The sequence below is a fragment of the Bacillus sp. HMSC036E02 genome (genome assembly GCF_001836235.1).
GTDB lineage: Bacteria > Bacillota > Bacilli > Bacillales > Bacillaceae_G > Bacillus_A > Bacillus_A cereus.
The window spans coordinates 70,589-94,346 of record NZ_KV827842.1 but is presented as its reverse complement, the minus strand read 5'-3'; the positions used below and the strand labels follow the sequence as shown (position 1 = coordinate 94,346).

Sequence of the window (23,758 nt, the reverse complement as noted above, 5' to 3'; positions counted from 1 at the left end):
TCTTAAAGAAAACTTCTTGTGAATATGTTACTAACTACATAAATTGTAATATTAACAGAATTATTACCAAAGTATTAGGTTTTTAGAATAAAAATGAGTGCTCAAAATATCATTGAAATCCAGGAATAGAAATTGTAATTAAATTTTTTTGTTTTCTGTCAGGTATGTAAATCACTTTAGCTACTTTATGGATAATTTCATGTGTTTTTTCTTTTGCTTAAGTTTATGAAATAGGAGTATTAGCGCTAAATATTGTAGCTAAGAGTATGTAAAGCATAGAAAATCCGAATTAAACAAAATAGGAGGAAAGTGAAAATGAAGCATCAAGATGATAGTAAAACTGGTTTGGAAATAGCGATTATTGGAATGGCAGGTAAATTTCCAGGTGCAAATGAAATAAACCAATTCTGGGATAACCTAAAAAATGGTGTTGATTCAATTTCTACATTTACTGAAGACGAGTTAATTAAAGAAGGTGTTAATTTAGATGTTTTACAACATCCTAATTTTGTGAAAGCAAAAGGGTATTTGGAGGAAGTAGAATATTTTGATGAATCCTTTTTTTCTTATACACCTAGAGAAGCGAAAATAATGGATCCTCAGATTCGTATGTTACAGGAAACAACATGGGAAGCATTAGAGATGGCAGGCTATAATCCATTTGATTATGAAGGATTAATAGGATTATACGTAGGAGCATCTACTAATTTTAATTGGATGAAGCACACGCCATTATTAAACAGTGATAGTGTGGTTGAGTTTTCAGAGGCGGGTACTCTTTCCTATAAAGATGCAATTTCAACGCTTACATCCTATAAGTTGGGACTTAAGGGACCGAGTTTTACATTGTATACAGCTTGCTCTACATCTCTATTGAGCATTCATCTTGCATGTAGATCATTGTTAACTGGAGAATGCTCTATTGCAGCTGCAGGTGGAGTATCTATAACGTATCCTAAAAAGAATGGTTATAAATACCATGAAGGAATGACAAGTTCACCGGATGGCAAAGTACGTACTTTTGATGCAGAAGCCCAGGGTGCAGTTTTTAGTGATGGTGTAGGTATGGTAATACTAAAGAGATTAGAAGATGCGATTGCTGATGGGGATACAATCTATGGTGTAATTAAGGGATCAGCAGCAAATAATGATGGTGGTCGAAAAGTAGGCTATACTGCTCCGAGTGTTGAGGGACAGGCTGAAGTAATTCAAGCAGCACATAGTTTTGCTGAAGTTGATCCTTCTACAATTAGTTATATAGAAACGCATGGGACGGCAACGCCATTAGGGGATTCTATCGAGGTAGAGGCTCTAAAGAGAGCGTTTCAAGATGTGGACAAGAAATCTTTTTGTGCAATTGGTTCTGTTAAGAGTAATGTAGGTCATTTAGATACAGCTGCAGGGGTGACCGGACTTATAAAGACAGTTTTATCTATGAAACATAAACAACTCCCGCCAACTTTAAATGTGAAGCGCCCTAACTCGAAAATTGATTTTATAGATAGCCCATTTTATATCAATACTGATTTGGTAAATTGGCAAAGTGATGATAATGATCTTCTTCGAGCTGGTGTAAGTGCTTTCGGATATGGTGGAACTAACGTTCATATTGTATTAGAAGAAGCCCCTAAATTTAAAAGTTCTGCTTCTACTAGAGAGAAAAAACTAATGGTTCTTTCTGCTAGATCAAAAGAAGCTTTAAATAATGCTACAGTAAATATGGGTGAATATCTGCAATCTAATAAAGATGTTGAATTAGCAGATGTAGCATACACATTGCAAACTGGCCGTCGATCATTTCCGTATAGAAGAGCGGTCTTATGTAAGGATATAGATAGCGCCATAGACAATTTAAAAACAGTTAAAGAATTTCACGTAAAAACGCAAGAAAATCCAGATTTGGTATTTGTGTTACCTAGCGAATACTCATCAATTATTGAGAATGTAAAAGAACTATACCAAAAGGAACCATTATTCTTAAAAGTATTTGAGCGTAATATGACTGATGCCCAAATGTATACTGGAAAAGCATTGAAAGAAGCATTCTTTAAAGGAACAGATGATAGCTTGGTTGAAGATTTAACCTTCTTCGTCTGCTTGCAATCGATTATTGATGTATTAATTGAATGTGATGTACGTCCTTCTAACATTATTGGTACAGGCTTAGCTGGAATGGTTTCAGATATTTATAATAAATCTCTTAAGCCAGAAGATGTCCTGAATCCATTAGTTGAGAACTATATAGAGTTACAGACAGAATGGACGCATGGAGAAAAAGTAGAACTTCTAACACAAGTTAAGGATGTAGATCCTAATTTTGTGATTGTACATATTGGAGAGTTATTAAATTCTGAAATTAATAATAATCAGATTATTTTACAGAACGACTTGTTAGAGGTATTGGGACAAGCGTGGGAGTTAGGGGTAGAAATTAATTGGAGTAAACTGTATGAAGAGGAATATAGATTACGTATTGCCTTACCAACTTATCCTTTTGAGAAAAAGCGATATTGGATAGATCCAGCTGAACAGCAAAATATAACTAATAGTGAAGAAACATCGATAAAGAAACGTTCTAATATAGCTGAGTGGTTCTATACTCCAGATTGGATGGAAAAAGAAATTGTAGATGTAACTAAAGAATCTACTAAAAGTTGGTTGTTATTTTTAGACAATGAGCATATAGGCTTAGCTCTTAAAGAAAAGCTTGAAAGAGATGGACATCGTGTTATAACAGTCAGTGTGGGTCCTTCATATAAAAAGATTAGTTTAAATGAATTTACAATATGCCCTACTAAACAAGAAGATTATTATCAGTTATTTAATGAGCTACAAAAACAAGAGTGTTTACCAGAGGAGATTGTTCACCTATGGAATGTGGATAATAAGGATTTAGGTATCGAGACCTTAGATACTGGATTCTATTCATTAATATCACTTGCAAAGACAATTAGTAAATTTAATTTACTTTATCCTATCAATATAAATGTTATGACGAATAATATGCAAAAGGTAGTAGGAGACGAGTCTATTATTGCAGAAAAATCTACTCTTTTGGCTCCTATAAAAGTATTTCCGCAAGAGTATCCAAATATTAGATGCCGTAGTGTAGATTTTATGTTGTCTGATAATGAAGAAGCATTAATATCAAACTTATATTCTGAGATTCAAACGGACATTATTGACACTGTAATAGCAATTCGAAATAACACTCGTTACATTCGAATCTATGAGCCTATACCTGATGAAAAAGTAAGTGAAATGCTAGTAATAAATGAAAATGAATTAGCTTCAAAAATTCCGAATATTCGATCGGAAGGGGTTTATTTAATTACTGGTGGAATGGGAGGAGTAGGTCTTAAATTAGCAGAATATTTGGCGCGTACAGTAAAGGCTAAACTAATATTAGTTAGTAGAACAGCTCTTCCTGATCGTGAAGAATGGGATCAAATTCTTCAATCACAGATTGAAAATGAACAATTATGTCAACGTATTAACCATATTCAGAAGTTGGAGTCATTGGGAGCAAAAGTAATGACAGCTGTTGCAGATGTAGCTGATGAAGAGCAGATGAGAAACGTGATTCATCAGGCTGAGGCTAATTTTGGTCACATAAATGGGGTAATTCATGCTGCAGGTGTCTTACGTGTTAAATCAGCTCAGTGTCCAATGGAAAAGATAAGTAGGATTGAATGTGAAGAGCAATTTCTTCCTAAAGTACATGGTGTGCTAGTTCTTGATAAGTTATTGAGTAATTATGATCTTGATTTTTGTTATCTTGTTTCATCACTTTCACCTATTTTAGGTGGATTAGGTTTTGTAGCCTATTCAGCAGCAAACCTTTACTTAGATAGTTTTTCAGACAAAGTGAGTAATACATCTAATAATCGATGGACTAGTATTAACTGGGGAGATTGGCAGTATACGGGAGCTCAACAGGTTAATAAAATATTCAATGCTCAAAGTATAGAAGCGCTTGAAATGACATGTGAGGAAGGACAAAAAACATTCCAATGTGTGCTTGGTTTAAGTGGTTTAAATCAGGTAATTATTTCTTCAGGAGATTTAAATAAACGTTTTGATCAATGGATTAATCTGAATTCTCGTAAACGAATTTCTGAATTGGAAACTCAAACGAAAACGGGAGATAAGTTCAGAAATCAAGATGAAGTAGAGCAAATAATTATAGGGATTTGGAAAGAGTTTTACAGTGTTGATACTGTAAATGTAAATGAAAATTTCTTTGATCTTGGTGCAACTTCACTTCATATAATTCAAATTCATGAGAGATTAATTAATAGATTAGAAAAACAGGTTTCAATTGGAGTTATGTTTGAGTATCCAAGTATTCGTTCTTTAGCGAAATACTTAAGTGGAGATAAACAAAAGAATCAAGTTAAACATACAAAACGATTTAATCGAAAAACGAAAGAAGATAACGATATTGCAATTATAGGAATAGATGGACGTTTTCCTGGAGCACAGAATGTAAATGAGTTCTGGAATAATATAAAGTCTGGAACAGAGTCTATTCAATTTTTTACAGATGAAGAGTTAATTGAATCTGGTGTGAATCCTATGGAAGTAAAAAGCCCTAATTATGTTAAGGCGAAAGGGTATTTAGAGGGAACTGATAATTTTGATGCTCCATTCTTTGATTATACACCTCAAGATGCATCATTAATGGATCCGCAACTACGAGTATTTCATGAATGTGCGTGGTCTGCCCTTGAACATGCTGGATATAATATCGAGACATACCCGGGCCTAATTGGTGTATATAGTGGGGCATCTCCTAACTTATATTGGCAAGTGTTATCTACTCTTTCAGAGGCAAATGAACCAGCTGGACAATTTTTAATTTCATTACTTAACGACAAAGACTCGCTAAGCACTCAAATTTCTTACAAATTTAACCTAAAAGGACCAAGTATGAATATCTTTACGGGATGTTCAACATCATTGGTGGCTATTCATAATGCATGCCAAGCATTATTACAGGGGCATTGTGATATTGCTATAGCTGGAGGAATTACATTAACTCAACCTGAAAAAGCAGGTTATACCTACCAAGAAGGAATGCTATTTTCTTCAGATGGTCATTGTCGTCCTTTTGATGAAAATGCAAATGGAATGCTTTTTGGAGACGGTGTTGGGATTGTTGTTCTGAAGCCTTTACAGGAAGCTATAAATGATGGGGATACTATACATGCAGTAATAAAAGGAACGGCGATTAATAATGATGGGAATCGGAAAATTGGTTACACTGCACCTAGTGTAGAGGGCCAAGTAGAAGTTATTAAAATGGCGCAACATGAAGCAAATGTAGAACCTGAGTCCATTTCCTATATTGAAACACACGGAACTGCTACTAAACTAGGAGATACCATTGAGATCAAGGCGCTTAGTGAAGTGTTTAACTCTAATGAAAAACAATCTGTACCAATTGGATCTGTTAAAGCAAATGTAGGCCATCTAAATGCAGCGTCTGGTGTTGCTGGTCTAATTAAAACGGTCTTTGCGATGAAAGATCAGGTTCTTCCGCCAAGTGTGAATTTTACAAAACCAAACACGCAAATTGGATTTGAAAAGACACCTTTTTATGTAAATCAACAATTAAATAAGTGGAAAGAGGATAATAAACCATTACGTGCAGGTGTTAGTTCATTTGGTATTGGTGGTACAAATGCACATATTATTTTGGAGGAGGCACCAAAGCTTGAAGCAACCTCAAATAGTAGACCATACCAGATGTTAATGATTTCGGCAAAATCGAAAGATGCTTTGGATCGTATGACTTTGAATTTAGGAAATCACCTTGAAGAGAATCCTCATGTGAATTTGGCAGACGCTAGTTATACATTGCAAATTGGACGTAAGGAATTCAAGCATAGGAGAGCTTTAGTTTGTTCCAGTACTCAAGAAGGAATTGAACAATTAAACCAGCCAGACGGAAGAAGAGTACAATATGCAAATGTAAAAGAGGAACATCCTAAAATCAACTTCCTGTTTTCTGGGAACGGATCGCAATATGTAAACATGGGGTTAGAATTATACGAACAAGAGGTAATTTTCCGTGAAGCTATGGATGAATGCTTTGCAATCCTTCAATCTGTTACGAATATAAACATGAAAGAAGTATTATACCCAACTACATTCAGTATTGATGAGGCAACGGAAAAATTGAAAAGAATGGAATTTAGTCAACCAATTCTTTTCGCGTTTGAATACTCAGTTGCGAAACTATTAATGGGTTGGGGAATTAAACCTGAAGCAATGATTGGATATTCATTTGGCGAATATGTGGCTGCTTGTTTAGCAGAAGTATTTACTTTGGAAGATGCATTTAAATTAGTTGTAAAAAGAGGTCAGCTAATGAGTAGTCTTCCTGCAGGGGTAATGCTTAGTGTTCCGCTTCCAGAAGAGGAATTAATTCATTTAATTAATTCTTTTGAAAAAGAATATCAACATACCATTTCTTTAGCGGTAGTTAATGGTCCAGCTTGTATAGTTTCTGGGACAGAAGAAGCAATTGTAGATTTTGAAAATGAATTAAAGAAAAAGCGTTTAATGTGTATGCGAGTAACAATAGAAGGAGCAGCACATTCACACGAACTGGATTCAATTCTGGACGAGTATGCTTCCTATGTTAGTACATTGACACTTAGAGAACCTAAAATACCTTATTTATCAAACTTGACTGGTACTTGGATACGACCAGAAGAAGCAACAAACCCAGTTTATTGGGTAAAACATATGCGTGGAACTGTTCGATTCTCTGATGGAATTCAAGAGTTGAATAGCGACAATACAAGTCTATTCATAGAGATTGGTCCTGGAAATGACCTTAGTAGGCTTACTAGTCGCCTTTTAGACTATGAAAATGGTAATGAAAGAATATTTAATACGGTTCGATCTGTTCAACAAGATGTATCAGATATGTATTTCTTATTTAGTCACATCACTCGAATGTGGGTAACAGGTATTTCTATAGATTGGGAACAATTTTATAAAGATGAGAAGAGAAGACGTATCCCATTACCAATGTATTCTTTCAATAAAATATCTTATAAATTACAAGGTAATCCGTATGATTTAGGTCAAAAGCTTAATAGTAAGCAATCTAAAATTAGTAAGAATAACAACATTTCTGAATGGTTCTATACACCGCAATGGAAAAGTTCTACATTGTTTGAACCAAATCATGATGTGAATCAGACATGGATTGTTTTTGTGGATCAAGAAGGATTAGGTAATGAACTAGTTAAGGACTTATTAAATAAAGGGGAGAGAGTAGTTACAGTAGAACCTGGCTTTGCTTTTAATAAGGAGAATAACGATCGTTTCATTATAAATCCTGAAGAACGTACAGATTATGTTAAGTTATTGGATGAAGTACAGGAAATATGTGGTTTACCTACAAGAATAGTTCATTTGTGGGGAATTACGGATGAGGAAAGACAAGCCTCAATTGAATATGTAAATTGTAAACAAAACTTAGGATTCTATTCAATTTTTTACTTAACTCAGGCACTAGGAGACAAGAATATCTCTGATTCAATCTCAATTCGAATTATTACAAATGGTGTTCAACAAGTGATTGGTGATGAAGAATTAATTCCAGAAAAATCAACTGTACTTGGAACGTCATTAGTTGTTCCACAAGAGTATTCTTATCTTTCTTGTTCAAGTGTTGATGTTGTTTTACCTCTAAACAAAGAATGGAAGAGCAGGTTAATAAATCAATTAGTAGAAGAATGTCTTTCAAATACGAATGATAAGATGATTGCTTATCGAGGAAATAAAAGATTTGTTCAAACTTACGAGCCTTTACAACTAGAACAGCCAGCTAAAGAGAAACTGCCTTTACGAAAAAATGGAGTTTACCTTATTACAGGAGGACTCGGAGGTATTGGTACAATTCTTGCGAAACACTTGGCTCAAACTGTACAAGCCAACTTAGTTCTTCTTACACGTACAGGTCTGCCAAATCGTGATGAGTGGGATATGCATTTGAAGGAAAATACGATGTATTCGGACAGAATTCGTAAAGTTTTAGAGATAGAAGAAACGGGATCTAAAGTTTATGTACTTGCTGCTGATGTTACAGATCAATCACAACTATACGAAGCAATTCATAAGGCAGAACAAAAATTTGGAAAGATTAATGGTGTAATTCATGGTGCAGGTATTCTTGGTGGAAAGACTTTTAATTTAATTCAGGAACTTGAAAAAGAGGACTGCGAGGAACAATTTTCTGCAAAAATTTATGGTCTTCTCAATTTAGAAGAGTGCTTACGAAATAAAGATTTAGATTTTTGTGTTCTAATGTCTTCAATTTCAGCGGTCTTAGGTGGATTAGGTTATGTATCATATGCTGCTTCAAATATATACATGGATGTTTTTGCACAATATATAAATCGTTATTCCAACCTGCCTTGGATAAGTGTCAATTGGAGTGATTGGAAATACTGGGAAGATGAAGAAAAAGATATGCAGATAGGTGCAAGTGTACATGAATTATCTATGACACCTGAAGAAGGAGTTCAGGCTTTTAATATAGCACTGTCATGGAAACAAGGGGAAGTACTGATTCATTCTCCAGGAGAACTGCAAGCGCGTATTGATCAATGGGTGTTATTAAATTCTTTCAATGATGAGAAGGAAGAAGAATTAGATTCTACGTTATACCATTCTAGACCACAACTCTTGACTGAGTATGTAGCACCTCGTAATGAGGTAGAAGAAAAGCTTTCAAAAATTTGGAGAAATATATTTAAAGTTTCAGAAGTTGGTGTTCATGATGATCTTCTGGAACTAGGTGGAGATTCACTTAAGGCTATTACTATTGTTTCAAAAATTCATAAAGAGTTTAATGTTGAAGTTCCTATTAAAGAACTCTTTACTCTATCAAATATTGAGAAACTAGCAAATTATATTTCAAGGGCAGATAAGAGTGAATTTGATGTTATTGTTCCAGCTGAACCTAAATCTCATTATCAGCTTTCTTCAGCTCAGAAGAGATTTTATGTATTACACCGATTGTATCCAGAAAGTACAGCTTATAATGATACTTCCGTTATTCTTTTAAATGGAAAATTAAACATTGAACGTTTAGAAAAGGCGTTCACTCAATTAATTAAGCGTCATGAGATATTTAGAACTACTATTGAAATGAAAAATGATAAACCGGTACAAATTATTCATGATCATGCTGATTTCCATATTACTCAAATTGAGGGCTTTGAATCTGAAGTGGAACAAATAATTAATGAATTTATTCGCCCATTTAATTTTAATAATGCTCCATATTTCCGTGTAGGGTTAATTAGATTGGAAGAACAAAAACATATTTTAATTATTGATTTACATCATATAGTAACCGATGGAGTTTCCTATGATATTTTCGTTAGAGATCTATTTGCGCTTTACTCAGGAGAGAAATTACCAAACTTAAAAATACAGTATAAGGATTACTCAGAATGGCAACAGAGTGAAAAAGAAAAAGAAATTGCTCTCAAACATGAACAGTATTGGCTAGATCAATTTAAAGATGGTGTACCTGTCTTGAATATGCCTACTGATTATACAAGACCTGAAATATTAGATCTAAAAGGTAGTAAAATATCCTTTACTATTGATTCAAATGTTACCAAGAAAATTAAGCGTTTATTAGCAAAAGAAGAAACTACATTATATACGCTAATGCTCTCTGTATATAATATTTTGCTAGGTAAATATACTGGCCAAGAGGATGTTGTTATTGGTTCACCAATTACTGGTCGCCCGCATGCGGATTTACAAGATATTATAGGAGTATTTGTAAACATGTTAGGAATAAGGAACTATCCAAGAGCTGAACAAAGGTTTACTCAATTCCTATTTGAAGTAAAAGAGCAGGTCTTACAAGCATTTGAACATCAAAAATGTCAATATGAGGACCTGGTTAATCAATTAGGACTTCAGGGCACGTATAATAGGAACCCACTTTTCGATGTTTCATTTGTTATGCAAAATATGGATGCAGATCATATGTTTATCGATGGTTTAGAACTAAGGACATATGATCACGACTTTAAGCGCGCACAAATGGATTTATTGCTAAGAGTGGTTGAATTGGAAGATACAATTGAACTGACTATGGAATATGCAACCTCTTTATATACTAGGGACACGGTTCAAAAGTTATGTGAGCGTTATGTTGAGATTTTTGAACAAATTGTAGATCATCCTGAAATTTTATTAAAAGATATTTCATTTAAACAAGAAATTCAAGAACTGCAACCAGTTAAGGTATCGGTAGATTTTGGGGATTTTAACTTTTAATTGATTATTGTCAGGAGTGAGTAACTATGGTTGAACGAATAGCAAATAAAGATAAAGTAATTGCCGCAAATGAACGAATAAAGGAAAGAGAATTTTGGTTAGAAAACTTATCAGGGGAACTGGCTGACTGCCATTTCCCTTATGATTACCGGACATCAAACAAACAGGTGAATTTATCAAATGTTAACATAAAACTAAAAGAGGAATTGTCCGAGAAGATTTTAAAGTTAGCAAATGGATCAGATCTTCAGTTGCACATGATTCTTACTGCTGGACTTACCTTGCTGTTAAATAAATATACTAGATTGCAAGATATATGCATTGGTACACCTGTTTTAAAACAAGACAGTGATACTAACCTTATTAATACTTTGTTAGTTTTAAGACATGGTCTTGAGGAACATATGACATTTAGACGAATTCTCCAGCATGTTAGTACAGTAATGGTTAATGCTTTAGAACATCAAAATTTCCCATTGGAAAGTTTACAACCGGTTTTGAGTAACTACCTTCCAGAGGGGCGTAATTATCCGTTCCGTACTGCAATTTTGCTAGAGGAAATTCAAGATTTAAATTATTTAAGTGAGAGCAATGCTGAGATTATATTCTCTTTCCGTCAAGTAAATGGGTGTATAGAAGTTGATATGTATTTTAATGAGCATCTATATAAAACATCTACTGTTATGCGATTTGGTCATCATTTTATAGACTTGTTAGAGCAAGCTTTACTACAACCGAATACACCGCATATAGAGTTAGATTGGATTAGTGATAATGATGTAAGAGAGTTAATTACATTTAATCAAACTGAGTTAGATTACCCGCATCATTTAACGGTGATACAGTTATTTGAAGAACAAGTCATGCATAATCCAAATAAGCTTGCTGTTTCTGATGACAAAAGAGAAATAACATACGCTCAATTAAAAGAAAAGGTAGATCTGGTTGCCAGTTCTCTACATAAAAAAGGAATTGGAAAAGGACACATTGTTGGCCTTATGATGGATCGATCCATTGATGCAGTAATTGCATTGCTAGGTATTTTAAAAAGTGGGGCTGCTTATTTACCTATTAACATATATTTGCCGTATAAAAGGATAGAGGCAATGCTAAAAGAATGTAAATCTCCACTTTGTATAGTAAAACCAGAAGTTATTAGTGAAGATTTTACAAGGGAAATCCAGGATTGTAGTATGGTAAGTTTTAATGAACTACTTGAAACAGAATTGGTTAGTTTCCCTTCAGTAAGTACACCTTACGATTTGGCATATGTTATTTTTACCTCTGGAACAACAGGTAATCCTAAAGGAATTATGGTTGAAAATCGTAGTGTTGTAAATTTAATATTCGGGTTAAAAAATGAAATATATGATAAATATAGTTCCTCTATGCGAATCGGGTTAGTTTCCCCTTTTGAGTTTGATGCTTCAGTACAAAACATGTTTGGTGCGCTTTTATTAGGAAATAGTTTATTTATAGTACCAGAGGAAGCAAGAACTGATGGGCAGAAGCTAATGAATTTTTATCAAGAAAAGCAAATAAATATCGCGGATGGAACGCCGATGCATCTTCGATTATTAACTAATTTTATAGATGAAAAAATAGAATATTCATTTAAACATTTTATTATTGCTGGAGAGGAATTACCACCGAAATTAGCGCGGAAATTCCTTGGTTTATTTAATAAGAACTGCCAACCTAATTTAACAAATGCTTATGGACCTACGGAGACTACTGTAGATTCTACATGTTATCATGTTCAGCACGATAAGTTAGAACTTATGAATCAATTACCAATAGGACGACCTCTAGCCAATCAAAAAGTTTATATTATGGGTGATAATCAACAGTTACAACCCGTTGGAATTCCTGGAGAGTTGTGTATTTCAGGAGAAGGGCTAGCAAGAGGGTATTTAAATCAACCTAAGTTAACTATGGACAAATTTGTTCCTATACAAATCACCAAAACAGGTTCTTCTATTATAGATGACAAGGTATATCGTACTGGAGACTTGGCTCGCTGGTTACCAGATGGAAACCTTGAATATTTAGGCCGTATGGACGATCAAGTCAAAATTCGTGGATTACGAATTGAATTGGGAGAAATAGAAAAGCAACTATTACGATATCCTGAAATTGGTGAAGCTATTGTAATTACACGTAAAAAAGAGGGAGAAGATGCTCCGGTTTTATGTGCATATGTTGTTATGAATTCTTCAGCTAAAGTAGAAGAGGTACGCCAATTCCTTAGAGAGTATTTACCTTTTTATATGATTCCTGCATACATCATCCCGATTGAGCAGTTTCCAATCTCATCAAACGGTAAAATAGATCGGAAAGCTCTTCCAGATCCAATTTGGGAGCAATCCACAGCTTTATTTATTGAACCACGTAATGAAATTGAACAAATGCTCTCTGAGATATGGAAAGTAGTACTTGGAATAGAGAAAATAGGTGTGAATGATAACTTTTTCGAATTAGGAGGTAATTCATTACAAATTACTTCTGTTGTTTCACACATATATAAACGTTTAGGTGTAGATGTACCTATACGTGAAATGTTTCAAAGGCCTACAATTATGCTATTAGCGGATTATATAGAGAAATATGAAGGGAAGAAAAATTATTCTCAAATTGAGATCGTACCTGATACAGAATTTTATCAAGCTTCTTCCTCACAAAAAAGATTATATATATTAAACCGCTTTGCTGGAATAGGAACTGCCTACAATATACCAGGTGCAATGTTAATAGAAGGTGAGTTTGATTTTATAAAGGCAGAACAATGTGTCAAAGAATTAGTGGAACGTCATGAATCATTAAGAACTTCATTCCAATTTATTAAAGGTGAACCAGTTCAATTTATTCATGATAGTTTAGATATTAGAATTGAACATTTATATAAATCTGATAGATCAACAATTGAAGAGTTAATACAGGAATTTGTTCGTCCTTTTCAGTTAGATAGGGCTCCACTTATGCGCGTCGGTTTAATGAAATTAGAATTCAATCAATACCTGTTACTTTTTGATCTTCATCACATAATAGCAGATGGAGTATCTTTAGCGAAGTTAGAAAAAGAGTTTATAGATTTATATTCAGGCAAAGCCTTAGTGCCTATAAAAATACAATACAAAGATTATGCCAATTGGCAAACCAACCGTTTACATGATGAAGGGCTGAAAGAAATTGAAGAGTATTGGGTAGATAAGTTTAAAGGTGAGTTACCAATTCTTATGTTCCCAACCGATAAGCCACGTGGGCTAAATCAAACTTTTGAAGGTGATAGATTAGTATTCCATCTAACACCTGAACTTTCTAATAAATTAAAATCCTTTGCGGATGAAAGAGAAGCTACTTTATATATGGTACTTCTTTCGTCACTAAATATAGTATTGCATGTGTATACGCAACAGGAAGATATTATAGTAGGTTCTCCAATTGCAGGAAGAATTCATCATGATCTTGAGCCTATCATAGGTATGTTTGTAAATACTCTACCTATGAGAAATCATCCTAAAGCGGAAAAGACGATAATTCAATTCTTAAATGAAGTAAAAGAAAATGCGCTAGAAGCATTTCAATATCAAGAATACCCATTTGATGAGTTAGTAAATAAGTTAGACATGGCTTATCATACTAATCGAAATCCTGTATTTGATGTCATGTTAGTAATGCAGAATATCGGAAGAACATCAGAAAAAATAAAAGATATTACATTTAAATCATACGAAATTAAGCATCAAGCTTCAAAGGTAGATATGAGTATAGAAGTATTTCCGGAAGAAGAGGGTCTGCGATTAGAATTGGAATACGCGACAGGACTATATTATCCGCAAACTATAGAGCGGTTTATGATGCATTTTATAAATACGCTAGAGTGGATGGTAGCTAATCCTGAAGCGAAAATTGAAGACGTTAATGTTTTAAGTAAAAGTGAATCCACAAGGATGTTAAATGAACTTAATAATACAAAATTAGATTTTACTCAGGGTAAATTAGTTCATCAATTTTTTGAGGATCAGGTTGAAAATAAACCAGAAGAAATCGCAGTTATTTCAAATGATATACCGTACAGTTATTCGTATATCAATAATCGAGCAAACCAGCTTGCTCGTATTCTTAGACAAAAAGGTGTAGATCAGGAAACTAAAATTGGTATCGTTGTGGAAAGATCCGTAGAAATGATTATAGCTATATTTGCTGCGCTAAAATCTGGAGCTGCATATGTACCAATTGATCCTGAATATCCAAAGCGTCGAATGGAACATATTTTAGAGGATTGTAATCCTCAATTTGTACTTACAGAATCTAAATACGTAGGTGAAATTCCATTTGTAGGAGAGATTATTGATTTAAAGCAAGAAAATTTGTACGTTGGTGATACAAGCAACCTGAAGGTTACTGGAAAACCAAATAACTTAGCTTATATTTTATACACCTCCGGTTCTACAGGTAGACCAAAAGGAGTCATGATTGAACATTGTAGTATTGTGAATTTCTTATTTTCAATGTCTCATTTATATCCTATGGATGAATCAGATACGTATTTACTGAAGACACCTTATATATTTGATGTATCTGTTTTAGAGTTGTTTGGGTGGACCATAGTAGGTAGTAAATTAGTAATAATGGACAATGGGGAACATCGAAACCCAAGAGCAATTTTAAGAACTATAGATAAATATGATGTGAAATTATTAAATTTTGTACCGTCTATGTTTAGAGCTTTCGTAAATACACTTAATAATGAAAATTGCCAGGTTTTAAATAAAGTGAAGTATATATTACTTGCGGGTGAAGCTTTGACACATGAGGTGGTTAATAAGTTTAAAAAGCATCGACTATCGACTCAAATAGAAAATATGTATGGTCCTACTGAGGCGACAGTTATCGCAAGTACGTTTTCACTTCAAGAAAGTGAAAACTATAATACTATTCCTATTGGAAAGCCTATTCCGAATGTAAGGCTTTATATACTTAATCAAAAACAGAGACTTCAGCCTATTGGCGCGGTAGGAGAGCTGTATATTGCGGGAGAAGGGCTTGCAAGAGGATATGTAAATCAAATGAGATTAACTGAAGAAAAGTTTTTACCAGACCCATTTGTAAAAGGGGAGAAAATGTACAGGACAGGAGATCTTTCACGCTGGTTACCTGATGGGAATATAGAATTCCTCGGTAGAAATGATGAACAATTAAAAATTAGAGGATATCGAATTGAGCCAGGGGAAATTTTAGATGCTTTATCTTCACATCATGCAATTAAAGAAGCAGTGATAGTAGACATTCAAGATGAAGATGGGCAGAAAAAACTTGTAGCTTATTTCGTAGCAAAATCACTTGTATCCATTTCTGATTTGAAATTGCATCTTGCGAAATTAGTTCCGAGTTATATGATACCTACTTTCTTTGTTGAAGTTGAAAACATACCATTAACACCAAGTGGAAAGGTTGATCGACATTCCTTACCTTCACCTAGATCTTTACCTAAGAATGAGGAGGAGAGTATGATGTCTCCTAGTAATGAGTTAGAATCTCGTTTGGTTGAAATATGGAAAAGTATATTGAAGATTGAAGCTGTCGGTGTAGAGGATGATTTCTTTGACTTAGGAGGAAATTCTCTACTAGCTATTGAGCTTGATCTTGCTTTAGAAAATGAGAATCTTAATACGGACGACTTAGTCGCATATACAAAACGCAATATTAAACAACTAGCTGCTTATATAGCAGAAAAGAAAAATAATTAGTATTACTTCATATTGTAAACACGACTTTTAAGAGTTTAAATTCACACTTGCTATACTGTGGGATTAAAGGAGCTTTCCCTCTTAGCTTTCTAGAATGTTAGTGTTTATTCTGGTGACTATGAGTTAGGGAATTCTCCTCCCTATTATAGAATGATTAAAATAAAAAAGTGATTCGAGAAATAAGATTCTTTATATGAAATGCGTTAATAATAATGGATAGCTTTTTAAAGAAGATATACATATCTCTGTCAACTTAGTATAGAGAAATAACCAAATTACAATAGTTTTTCCTGTTGGTAAAAATATAGAGGTGAGTAAATGGGAAATTATACTTCTTCAATCTTATATGATGTAGAGCCTTGTAAAAGTTCTGAACAGAATTGTATTGATGATGTAATTGCTACGTTAGCTAATTGGTTTAAGCGTAAACATTATTTAATGTACGCTAGATTATGGGATTTTGGTTTTTCTCCTGTCGATAATGGAAATCTAGGGGATGGTTTATATACAGAGTCTGGTTATTTTGTAAGTGATTTAGAAAAATATCATGGTATAAAAAGTACTATATTTGATACAGATTCATCCGATGAAGGATTTGAAATTATATTAGAACAATTATACTCGGGATTTCCTGTGGTGGTAACCATGAATGCATACTGGCTTCCTTGGGATGAGAATTATCTAAAAAATCATATTGTTCATTCATTTGTTATTGTAGGATATGAGCCCGAAGAAGACTGTTTAATTATTACCGATCCATATTTTATGGTTAAAAATGCACAACTTTCAACAGAACTTTTTCATAAGGGTTATCAAAAAGTAAGTACTTTAAAAGTTACTGAAGATGAAATCACAGACATACAATCGATTACAACCGATTTGTCAAATTGGATAAAACATATAAAAGATGAAAAACATATTTTTTCACAAATGCACCTTTTTGCTACGAAACTAATAAGTAGGTTTGATTTAAATAAAGAGACAGATGGATATTTAGACTTTAATGATGTTCCGTTATTCTCACATTTAGGTCAAGTTGTAGATGGCCGAGTGAAGTTTTCAAAAATGCTTTCGTTTCTTGGTGAGCGTTATCACTCGTACTTCCAAACTATCGCTGAATCTATGAAGACAGCAGCTGCCAATTGGGGAGTAATTCGTGGATCATTGATAAAAATGCACTTAACAAAATCAGTAACTAAAGAAGGAATAGTAAACATTTCAGATAAAATTCACCATGCTGCAGAATACGAGCAAAATTTAGCTGAACAAATAATGATATTTCTTTTTTCTGTTATAGAAGGTAATACAAAGAATGTAATTATAGATTCTTCTCCATTGATGGAGACTACTAATTATGTAAAACCACTCGATGATATGGAGAGAAAGCTAGTTGATATATGGAAAGAAGTTATAGGTAATCCTTGTATTGGTGTGGAAGATAATTTTTTCGCACTTGGTGGTCATTCCCTTCATGCTACTGTAATCAACGCTAAAATATGGAAAGAATTTAACGTGCAATTATCATTGGCAAATCTTTTTGAGTATCCAACAATAAGCACTTTAAGTCATTTTATTAAAAATTCAAAAGAAAATAGGCTGCAAGATATAGAAATAGTACCGGAATCTGAGGTATACCCGGTTTCATCGACTCAAAAAAGAATGATGTTATTACAAGAGATGGATGGGGCACAGATGACATACAATGTACCAAGTTGTTTTATTCTTAAAGGAACGGTGGACCGGAAAAGGATAGAATTAGTCTTTGAAAAGCTTATTAAACGCCATGAAATACTCAGAACACAGTTTGAGTGGCAGGGAGATCAGTTAGTACAGAGAGTATTAGAACAGGTAACATTTGAGCTAGAAATGATAAAGGGAAAGTATAAAGAATGGTTGCAACCATTTAATCTTTCTAAGGTTCCGTTAATGCGGGCTGGACTAAAGGAGCTAAAAGATCATAGTTATTTACTTGTAATTGACCTTCATCACATCATAACAGATGGCGTGTCTTTAAGTATCTTTATGCATGATTTTAAGGCCCTATATGCTGGGGAAACATTGCCGGAAAATCGTTTGCAATATAAAGATTATGCTGTGTGGGAACAAAAACTATTATCTTCTAAAGAATTTGATATCCATGAGAAATACTGGGAAGAATTATTCTCAGGGGATATACCAGTTCTTGAATTACCATATGATCGAGGTCGGCCACCTGTAAAGAGTTTTGAGGGTGAACAATATAATTTCCAAGTAAACAAGGAAATTACTCGGAAAATAAAAAAAATAGCACTAGAAACTGATACGACACCTTTTATGTTACTTATGGCTACCTTCACTATTTTTCTGTACAAGCATGGGGAACAAAAGGATGTCATTATAGGATCACCAGTTGCAGGTAGGCCGCATGCTGATCTGTTACCTCTTATGGGGCTGTTTGTAAATACGATTGCATTACGTTATCAAATAAATCCAGATCAATCTTTTATTAATCACTTGAAAAAAGTGAAAAACGATACGTTAGAAGCTTTCGAACATCAGGTGTATCCATTTGATCAATTAGTGGAAAAATTAGATCTTTCTAGAGACTTAAGCCGAAGTGCTTTATTTGATGTCATGTTTGTATTACAAAATTCGGATGAAAAACATACAGTTGTGGATGGATTAGAAATTAGCACGGAAACAAACACAGATACACTAACAAGTAAGTTTGATTTAACTCTTATTGCTGAAGAAAATAAAGATATATATGAATTCACTTTTGAATATGCTACATCTTTATTTCATAAATCAACAATAGTAGAATTTGGACGGCGATTTAACCTTCTATTAGAAGAAATAACAACTCATCCTAATGTTAGTCTAAAAGATATTCAAATGTTAACAAGTGAGGAAAAAGAACTTGTTTTATCTGCGACTCAGGAGAAAGAAAAAATAAAAATAGAGACTGATTTTAATTGGGATATAGGTTAATTGATTTCCCAGGTCTCAGAAGGAGTAATTACATGGATAATCATGAAAAAATACGTCAATACATTAAAAAAAATCTTATTATTTTTAATGCAGAGGAGACTATTGTTGCTAATGATGACAACATATTTGAAAAAGGTTATGTAAATTCGCTCTTTGCTATGCAAATGTTAAATTTCATAGAAACGGAGTTTGATATAGTAGTAGATAATGATGAACTTGATATTATTAACTTTTCTACTATTAGTAATATGGTTGATCTAATTAACAAAAAGAAGAATGGGAATTTCACAGTATGAGTAATGCAGAAGAGATTCTGGGAGTAGTTGATGAGTTTGCGGAAAAGAACCTTCGGCCTCGAGCAAGTGAGTTTGAAAGTAATGAAGAGCTTCCCTATGATGTGATACAAGAAATCTCAAGTTATGGTGTATTGGGTGCAACGATACCAAAAGAATATGGTGGGCTTTCTCTTGATTCTTTAGATTATGGTCGTCTTACTGAAATCATTGGTAAAGCTTGTAATTCGGTTCGTGAATTACTTACAGTTCATGTATCTTTAGTAGGGGAGTCAATTAAAAGGTGGGGGACTGAAGAGCAAAAGAGAAAATGGTTACCTGAGATGGCAAAGGGGAACCTATTATTTTCATTTGCCCTAACTGAGCCAGAGGTTGGTTCTGATGCAAAAGCTGTTGGAACTTCCTATAAACAAGTTAATGATCATTTTATTCTTAATGGGCACAAAAAATGGATTTCTTTTGCTGACATTGCGGATTGTTTTTTAGTTTTTGCGTCTAGTGAGGGAAAAGTTAGCGCTTTTATTGTTGAACGGTCAATGACGGGTGTTTCTACAAATAAAATGAGTAAACTGTTAGCAAGTAATTCCTCGCATATAGCTGAGATTCATTTGCAAGATGTAAAGGTACCAGCTGAAAATTTGTTAGGACCAATTGGGGGTGGATGGAGTTATGTAGTTAACACAGCTCTTGATCATGGTAGATATAGTATTGCCTGGGCGGGAGTAGCCATTGCTCAAGAAGCACTAGAAGCAATGGTAGCTTATTCAAGAAGAAGAAAACAAGGAAATAAATATATATGTGAATATGAAGCAATTCAAACAATTTTAGCAGAAGCAAGTGTAAATATAAAAGCAGCTCGTTCGTTATGCCAAGAGGCTGGGAAAAAGCGTCAGGATAGACATACTGATGCTGTAATTGAAACAACCATTGCAAAATATTTTGCCTCAAAGATGGCTATGAAGGTAGCCACAAACGCTGTCCAAGTGTTTGGTGGAAACGGGTTTTCAAGAGAATATCCTGTTGAGCGTTTATTTAGGGAAGCAAAGGTTTTAGAAATTATTGAAGGTACCTCGCAGGTACTTCAGCCAATTATTGCGCAGCATGCACTTCACACTTGTTCTCAAAAGGGAGGACTTTTAAGAATATGATTTATGAATTGGTAAAAGAAAAGGATGAATTCAAACAAATATCTCCACTTCTCGTTGATTATAAGAACCATCCAATACTGAATGGTATAGCTCATGGTTACAATAAGGGACATATTTATGTGGATAATCCTAATAACCCTAGATGTGCACTTGTATGGGCAGAACAAGAAATTTTTTATTTATTAGGTGATCCTACAAGTAATTTTGTTTCAAGTCTACCAACTTTTATTAAAGAAGTAATTGCACCTGAGGCTCAGCAGATAGGGGATGACTTTTTTCAGGTTGAATTATTACCCGAATCAAAATGGAAACAGGTTGTCGAGGAACAATTGCAAATGTTTATTCCTAAACCTTACACTCGAGTAACATTTACTTTTGATCCGGAGTCTTATAATAAGTTATCTAAACCTAATATGCCTGATGAGGTAACGGTGGAACGTATTACAATCGACATGTTATCAGATAAAAAGTTCGCAATGGTACGGGATGATATTGTTGATTTTTGGGAGTCAACTCAGGATTTCATTCGAAATGGATTTGGTTATGTAGTAATGGTACATGAACAAGTTGTAACTAGTTGCTTATCGGTTTTTGCGACAGATACTGATGTGGAAATTGGAATTAACACTTATGATTTATTCCAGCGAGGTAAAGGGTATGCTTGGTTGGCTGCAAGAGCATTCTTGGATGACTGTTTAAAACAAGGAAGAACACCACATTGGAAGACAGAGGATTTTCGTATTCCATCTATTAAACTAGCGGGAAAAGTTGGATTCACAAATCTTCAAACCTATACAGCTTATGTGTTTCCTTATAACGAATTAGATAATTTCGTTTTTACCGCATACCATCAACTAAGATACTATTCAGATTTTAATAAAGCTAGTGAGTTTGTACAAAAAGCTCGTACTGTAGGAGATTTAAATGCATGGCATCACTTTTTACTTTCATGTGGTTATTCATTAATTGATAGAATTGATCTTTCGTTAAAGCATATGAATCTTGCACTGGATTTAGGATGGAATGATGTATCAGATATTCGCTATGTAGTTGATTTAGTGAATTTAAGAAAAACTGAAGAGGGACGAGCTTTATTAGATAGAGTTGAAGATAGCTTAAGATGAAAAAAAGGGAGATAAAAAGATGAATATTGTATTTATGTTTCCTGGCGTAGGATCCCATTATTCTGGAATGGGTAAGTACCTTTATGAAAACTTCCCTGTAGCACGTGAGATATTTGAAGAAGCAAGTGACACTCTAAAAATAGACATGGCTTCCCTTTGTATGGAGAAGATATACAAAGCTGACCTTGAAAAGTTACAAAATTCACAGACTGCTTTAGTAACAACTAGCATGGCAGCTTTTCGAGTTTTTGAACAGGAAATAGGCAATAAACCAGAGGCAATGATTGGATATTCTTTGGGAGAATATACAGCTCTATGTGCTTCTGGAGCAATTGCATTTTCAGATACCTTAAAATTAGTACAAGAACGTAGTACGATTTTGAGTAGCTATGCATTGACTATAGATGGAACTATGGCATGGGTTAACAATCTTGCTCCAGAAATTGTTGAAGGTATTTGTTCAGAATTGTCAACCAAGGGACAGGAAGTATATATATCGGCTTATGACACTCCAAATAAAACATCAATTTCTGGTACAAACTCTGCGGTTCAGTTAGCTTGTGAAATGGTAGTAGAGCATGGGGGAATTGCAATCCCCCTTAAATTAAGTGGGCCATTTCATTCTCCTATGATGCAACCTGCTGCTGAAAAATATAAGAGTGTACTAGAAAATATAGATATGAAACAGCCATTAGTACCTGTCATAGCGAATCATGATAGTTCAATGTATAAAGGTGTAGAAAATATAAGAGAAAACCTTTACTTACAATTAATAAAGCCTGTGAAATGGTTGGACATGATTCACTATCTAATGAATCAAGGGTCTATGAAAGCTATTGAAATGGGACCAAAGGAAGTCTTGAAGTATCTTCTGCAAGCTATTAACCCTGCTATATCGACATGTAATTATGAAAGGGAGAAAGATATCCTAAATACAAAAAATTCTTTTACATTACAAGAATCTGATTATGAAGAAGTTATATCAGGGTGTTTAACTGTAGTTGTAAGTACAAAAAATTATAATACAGATTTAAGTGATTATCAGAAAAAGGTAGTACTCCCATTTCAAAAGGTCCAAAGTCAATTGGAAGAAAAAATTAATTCGGGGTATTCAGTGGAGAAAAGTGATGTAGAAGAAGCAATCCAAATGATGAAAACAGCACTTACTGAAAAACAGATTAAAGAGAGAGAACAAAAACGTTACCTGCAAAGAGTTCTTCAATGTAAAAGTTTTTAGATATAAATTATAAATATATTAAGGGAGCGATGATGGATAAATGTTCAAGAAAATTGGTATTGTAGGTGCTGGAACAATGGGGATCGGCATGGCAGTAGATTTAGTACTGCATGGTCTAGAAACGGTATTAATTGATGTTACAGAAGAGCAGTTAGAAATAGCGGAAGAGAAAATATTAGAGACAGTTCGCTTTGCTCCTCTAATTAATAAAGCATTTCCTAGAATGCATAAGGAAGAAGTACTTTCGTTAATAAGTAGCTCTACTAATCTTGATGAAGTGGCTGAATGTGATTATATAGTAGAAAATGTTCCAGAAAACTGGCAAATTAAAGAGCCGATCTATAGAAGATTAGATGAGATATGTAAAAAGGATACAATTTTTGGAGTCAATACGTCTTGTATCTCAATAACAAAAGTAGGAGGAGTAACAAAGCGTCCAGATAAAATAATAGGAATGCATTTTATGAATCCGGTATATATGAAACCATCTATAGAAGTTATTAGAGGGTATTTAACTTCAGATGAAACGGTCGAAAAAGCTCAATCTTTCCTCAAACAATTAGATAAAGATGCAATTGTGGTTAATGATCAGACTGGGTTTGTTTCTAACCGTATCTCCCACTTATTCATGAATGAATCGGCTTGGGTCGTAATGGATGGTGTAGCAACACCTAAACAGGTAGACGATATATTTAAAAAATGCTTTGGACACACAATGGGTCCATTAGAAACAGCAGATTTAATTGGGTTAGATACAGTATTACATTCATTAAATGTACTTTATGAGGAATATCAAGATCCAAAGTTTAGATGTTGTCCATTACTTAAAAAGATGGTAGATGCAGGTGAATGTGGCAGAAAGAGTGGTAAAGGTTTTTACGCTTATTAAAATTAAAAATTACAAATAGGG

The 23,758-nt window shown here is 34.0% G+C and carries 8 protein-coding genes; all 8 read left to right on the top strand.

What is annotated here, in order from left to right:
• Nucleotides 1–315 precede the first annotated feature (315 nt).
• On the top strand, nucleotides 316–10,326 hold the full coding sequence (locus HMPREF2590_RS12655) for a type I polyketide synthase (protein WP_070861437.1): 10,011 nt from the start codon (nucleotides 316–318) through the stop codon (nucleotides 10,324–10,326).
• Between the two features lie 26 nt (nucleotides 10,327–10,352).
• Entirely contained in the window at nucleotides 10,353–16,076 is a 5,724-nt protein-coding gene (locus HMPREF2590_RS12650; RefSeq protein ID WP_070861435.1) for a non-ribosomal peptide synthetase, read from the top strand.
• A gap of 318 nt (nucleotides 16,077–16,394) precedes the next feature.
• A complete protein-coding gene (locus HMPREF2590_RS12645) occupies nucleotides 16,395–19,046 on the top strand; it encodes a condensation domain-containing protein (protein ID WP_070861433.1) in 2,652 nt (883 codons plus the stop codon).
• 32 nt (nucleotides 19,047–19,078) lie between these two features.
• The gene (locus HMPREF2590_RS12640; protein WP_070861431.1) at nucleotides 19,079–19,342 is read left to right on the top strand and encodes an acyl carrier protein; all 264 of its coding nucleotides are present in this window, start codon (nucleotides 19,079–19,081) and stop codon (nucleotides 19,340–19,342) included.
• Nucleotides 19,339–20,487: an acyl-CoA dehydrogenase family protein gene (locus HMPREF2590_RS12635; protein ID WP_000063360.1), complete on the top strand. Its 1,149-nt coding sequence runs from the start codon at nucleotides 19,339–19,341 to the stop codon at nucleotides 20,485–20,487. Before HMPREF2590_RS12640 ends, HMPREF2590_RS12635 begins: the two co-directional genes overlap by 4 nt.
• On the top strand, nucleotides 20,484–21,611 hold the full coding sequence (locus HMPREF2590_RS12630; protein WP_000638854.1) for a GNAT family N-acetyltransferase: 1,128 nt from the start codon (nucleotides 20,484–20,486) through the stop codon (nucleotides 21,609–21,611). Before HMPREF2590_RS12635 ends, HMPREF2590_RS12630 begins: the two co-directional genes overlap by 4 nt.
• 19 nt (nucleotides 21,612–21,630) lie before the next feature.
• Nucleotides 21,631–22,848 carry an ACP S-malonyltransferase gene (locus HMPREF2590_RS12625; RefSeq protein WP_001028181.1) on the top strand — a complete coding sequence of 406 codons (1,218 nt, stop codon included), beginning with the start codon at nucleotides 21,631–21,633 and terminating at the stop codon, nucleotides 22,846–22,848.
• Nucleotides 22,849–22,888: 40 nt separating this feature from the next.
• On the top strand, nucleotides 22,889–23,737 hold the full coding sequence (locus HMPREF2590_RS12620) for a 3-hydroxyacyl-CoA dehydrogenase family protein (protein WP_000473347.1): 849 nt from the start codon (nucleotides 22,889–22,891) through the stop codon (nucleotides 23,735–23,737).
• Nucleotides 23,738–23,758 lie beyond the last annotated feature (21 nt).

Coding starts and splice junctions, on each gene's coding strand:
- HMPREF2590_RS12655 (WP_070861437.1), top strand. CDS start 316: ATGAAGCATCAAGATGATAGTAAAACTGGTTTGGAAATAGCGATTATT.
- HMPREF2590_RS12650 (WP_070861435.1), top strand. CDS start 10,353: ATGGTTGAACGAATAGCAAATAAAGATAAAGTAATTGCCGCAAATGAA.
- HMPREF2590_RS12645 (WP_070861433.1), top strand. CDS start 16,395: ATGGGAAATTATACTTCTTCAATCTTATATGATGTAGAGCCTTGTAAA.
- HMPREF2590_RS12640 (WP_070861431.1), top strand. CDS start 19,079: ATGGATAATCATGAAAAAATACGTCAATACATTAAAAAAAATCTTATT.
- HMPREF2590_RS12635 (WP_000063360.1), top strand. CDS start 19,339: ATGAGTAATGCAGAAGAGATTCTGGGAGTAGTTGATGAGTTTGCGGAA.
- HMPREF2590_RS12630 (WP_000638854.1), top strand. CDS start 20,484: ATGATTTATGAATTGGTAAAAGAAAAGGATGAATTCAAACAAATATCT.
- HMPREF2590_RS12625 (WP_001028181.1), top strand. CDS start 21,631: ATGAATATTGTATTTATGTTTCCTGGCGTAGGATCCCATTATTCTGGA.
- HMPREF2590_RS12620 (WP_000473347.1), top strand. CDS start 22,889: ATGTTCAAGAAAATTGGTATTGTAGGTGCTGGAACAATGGGGATCGGC.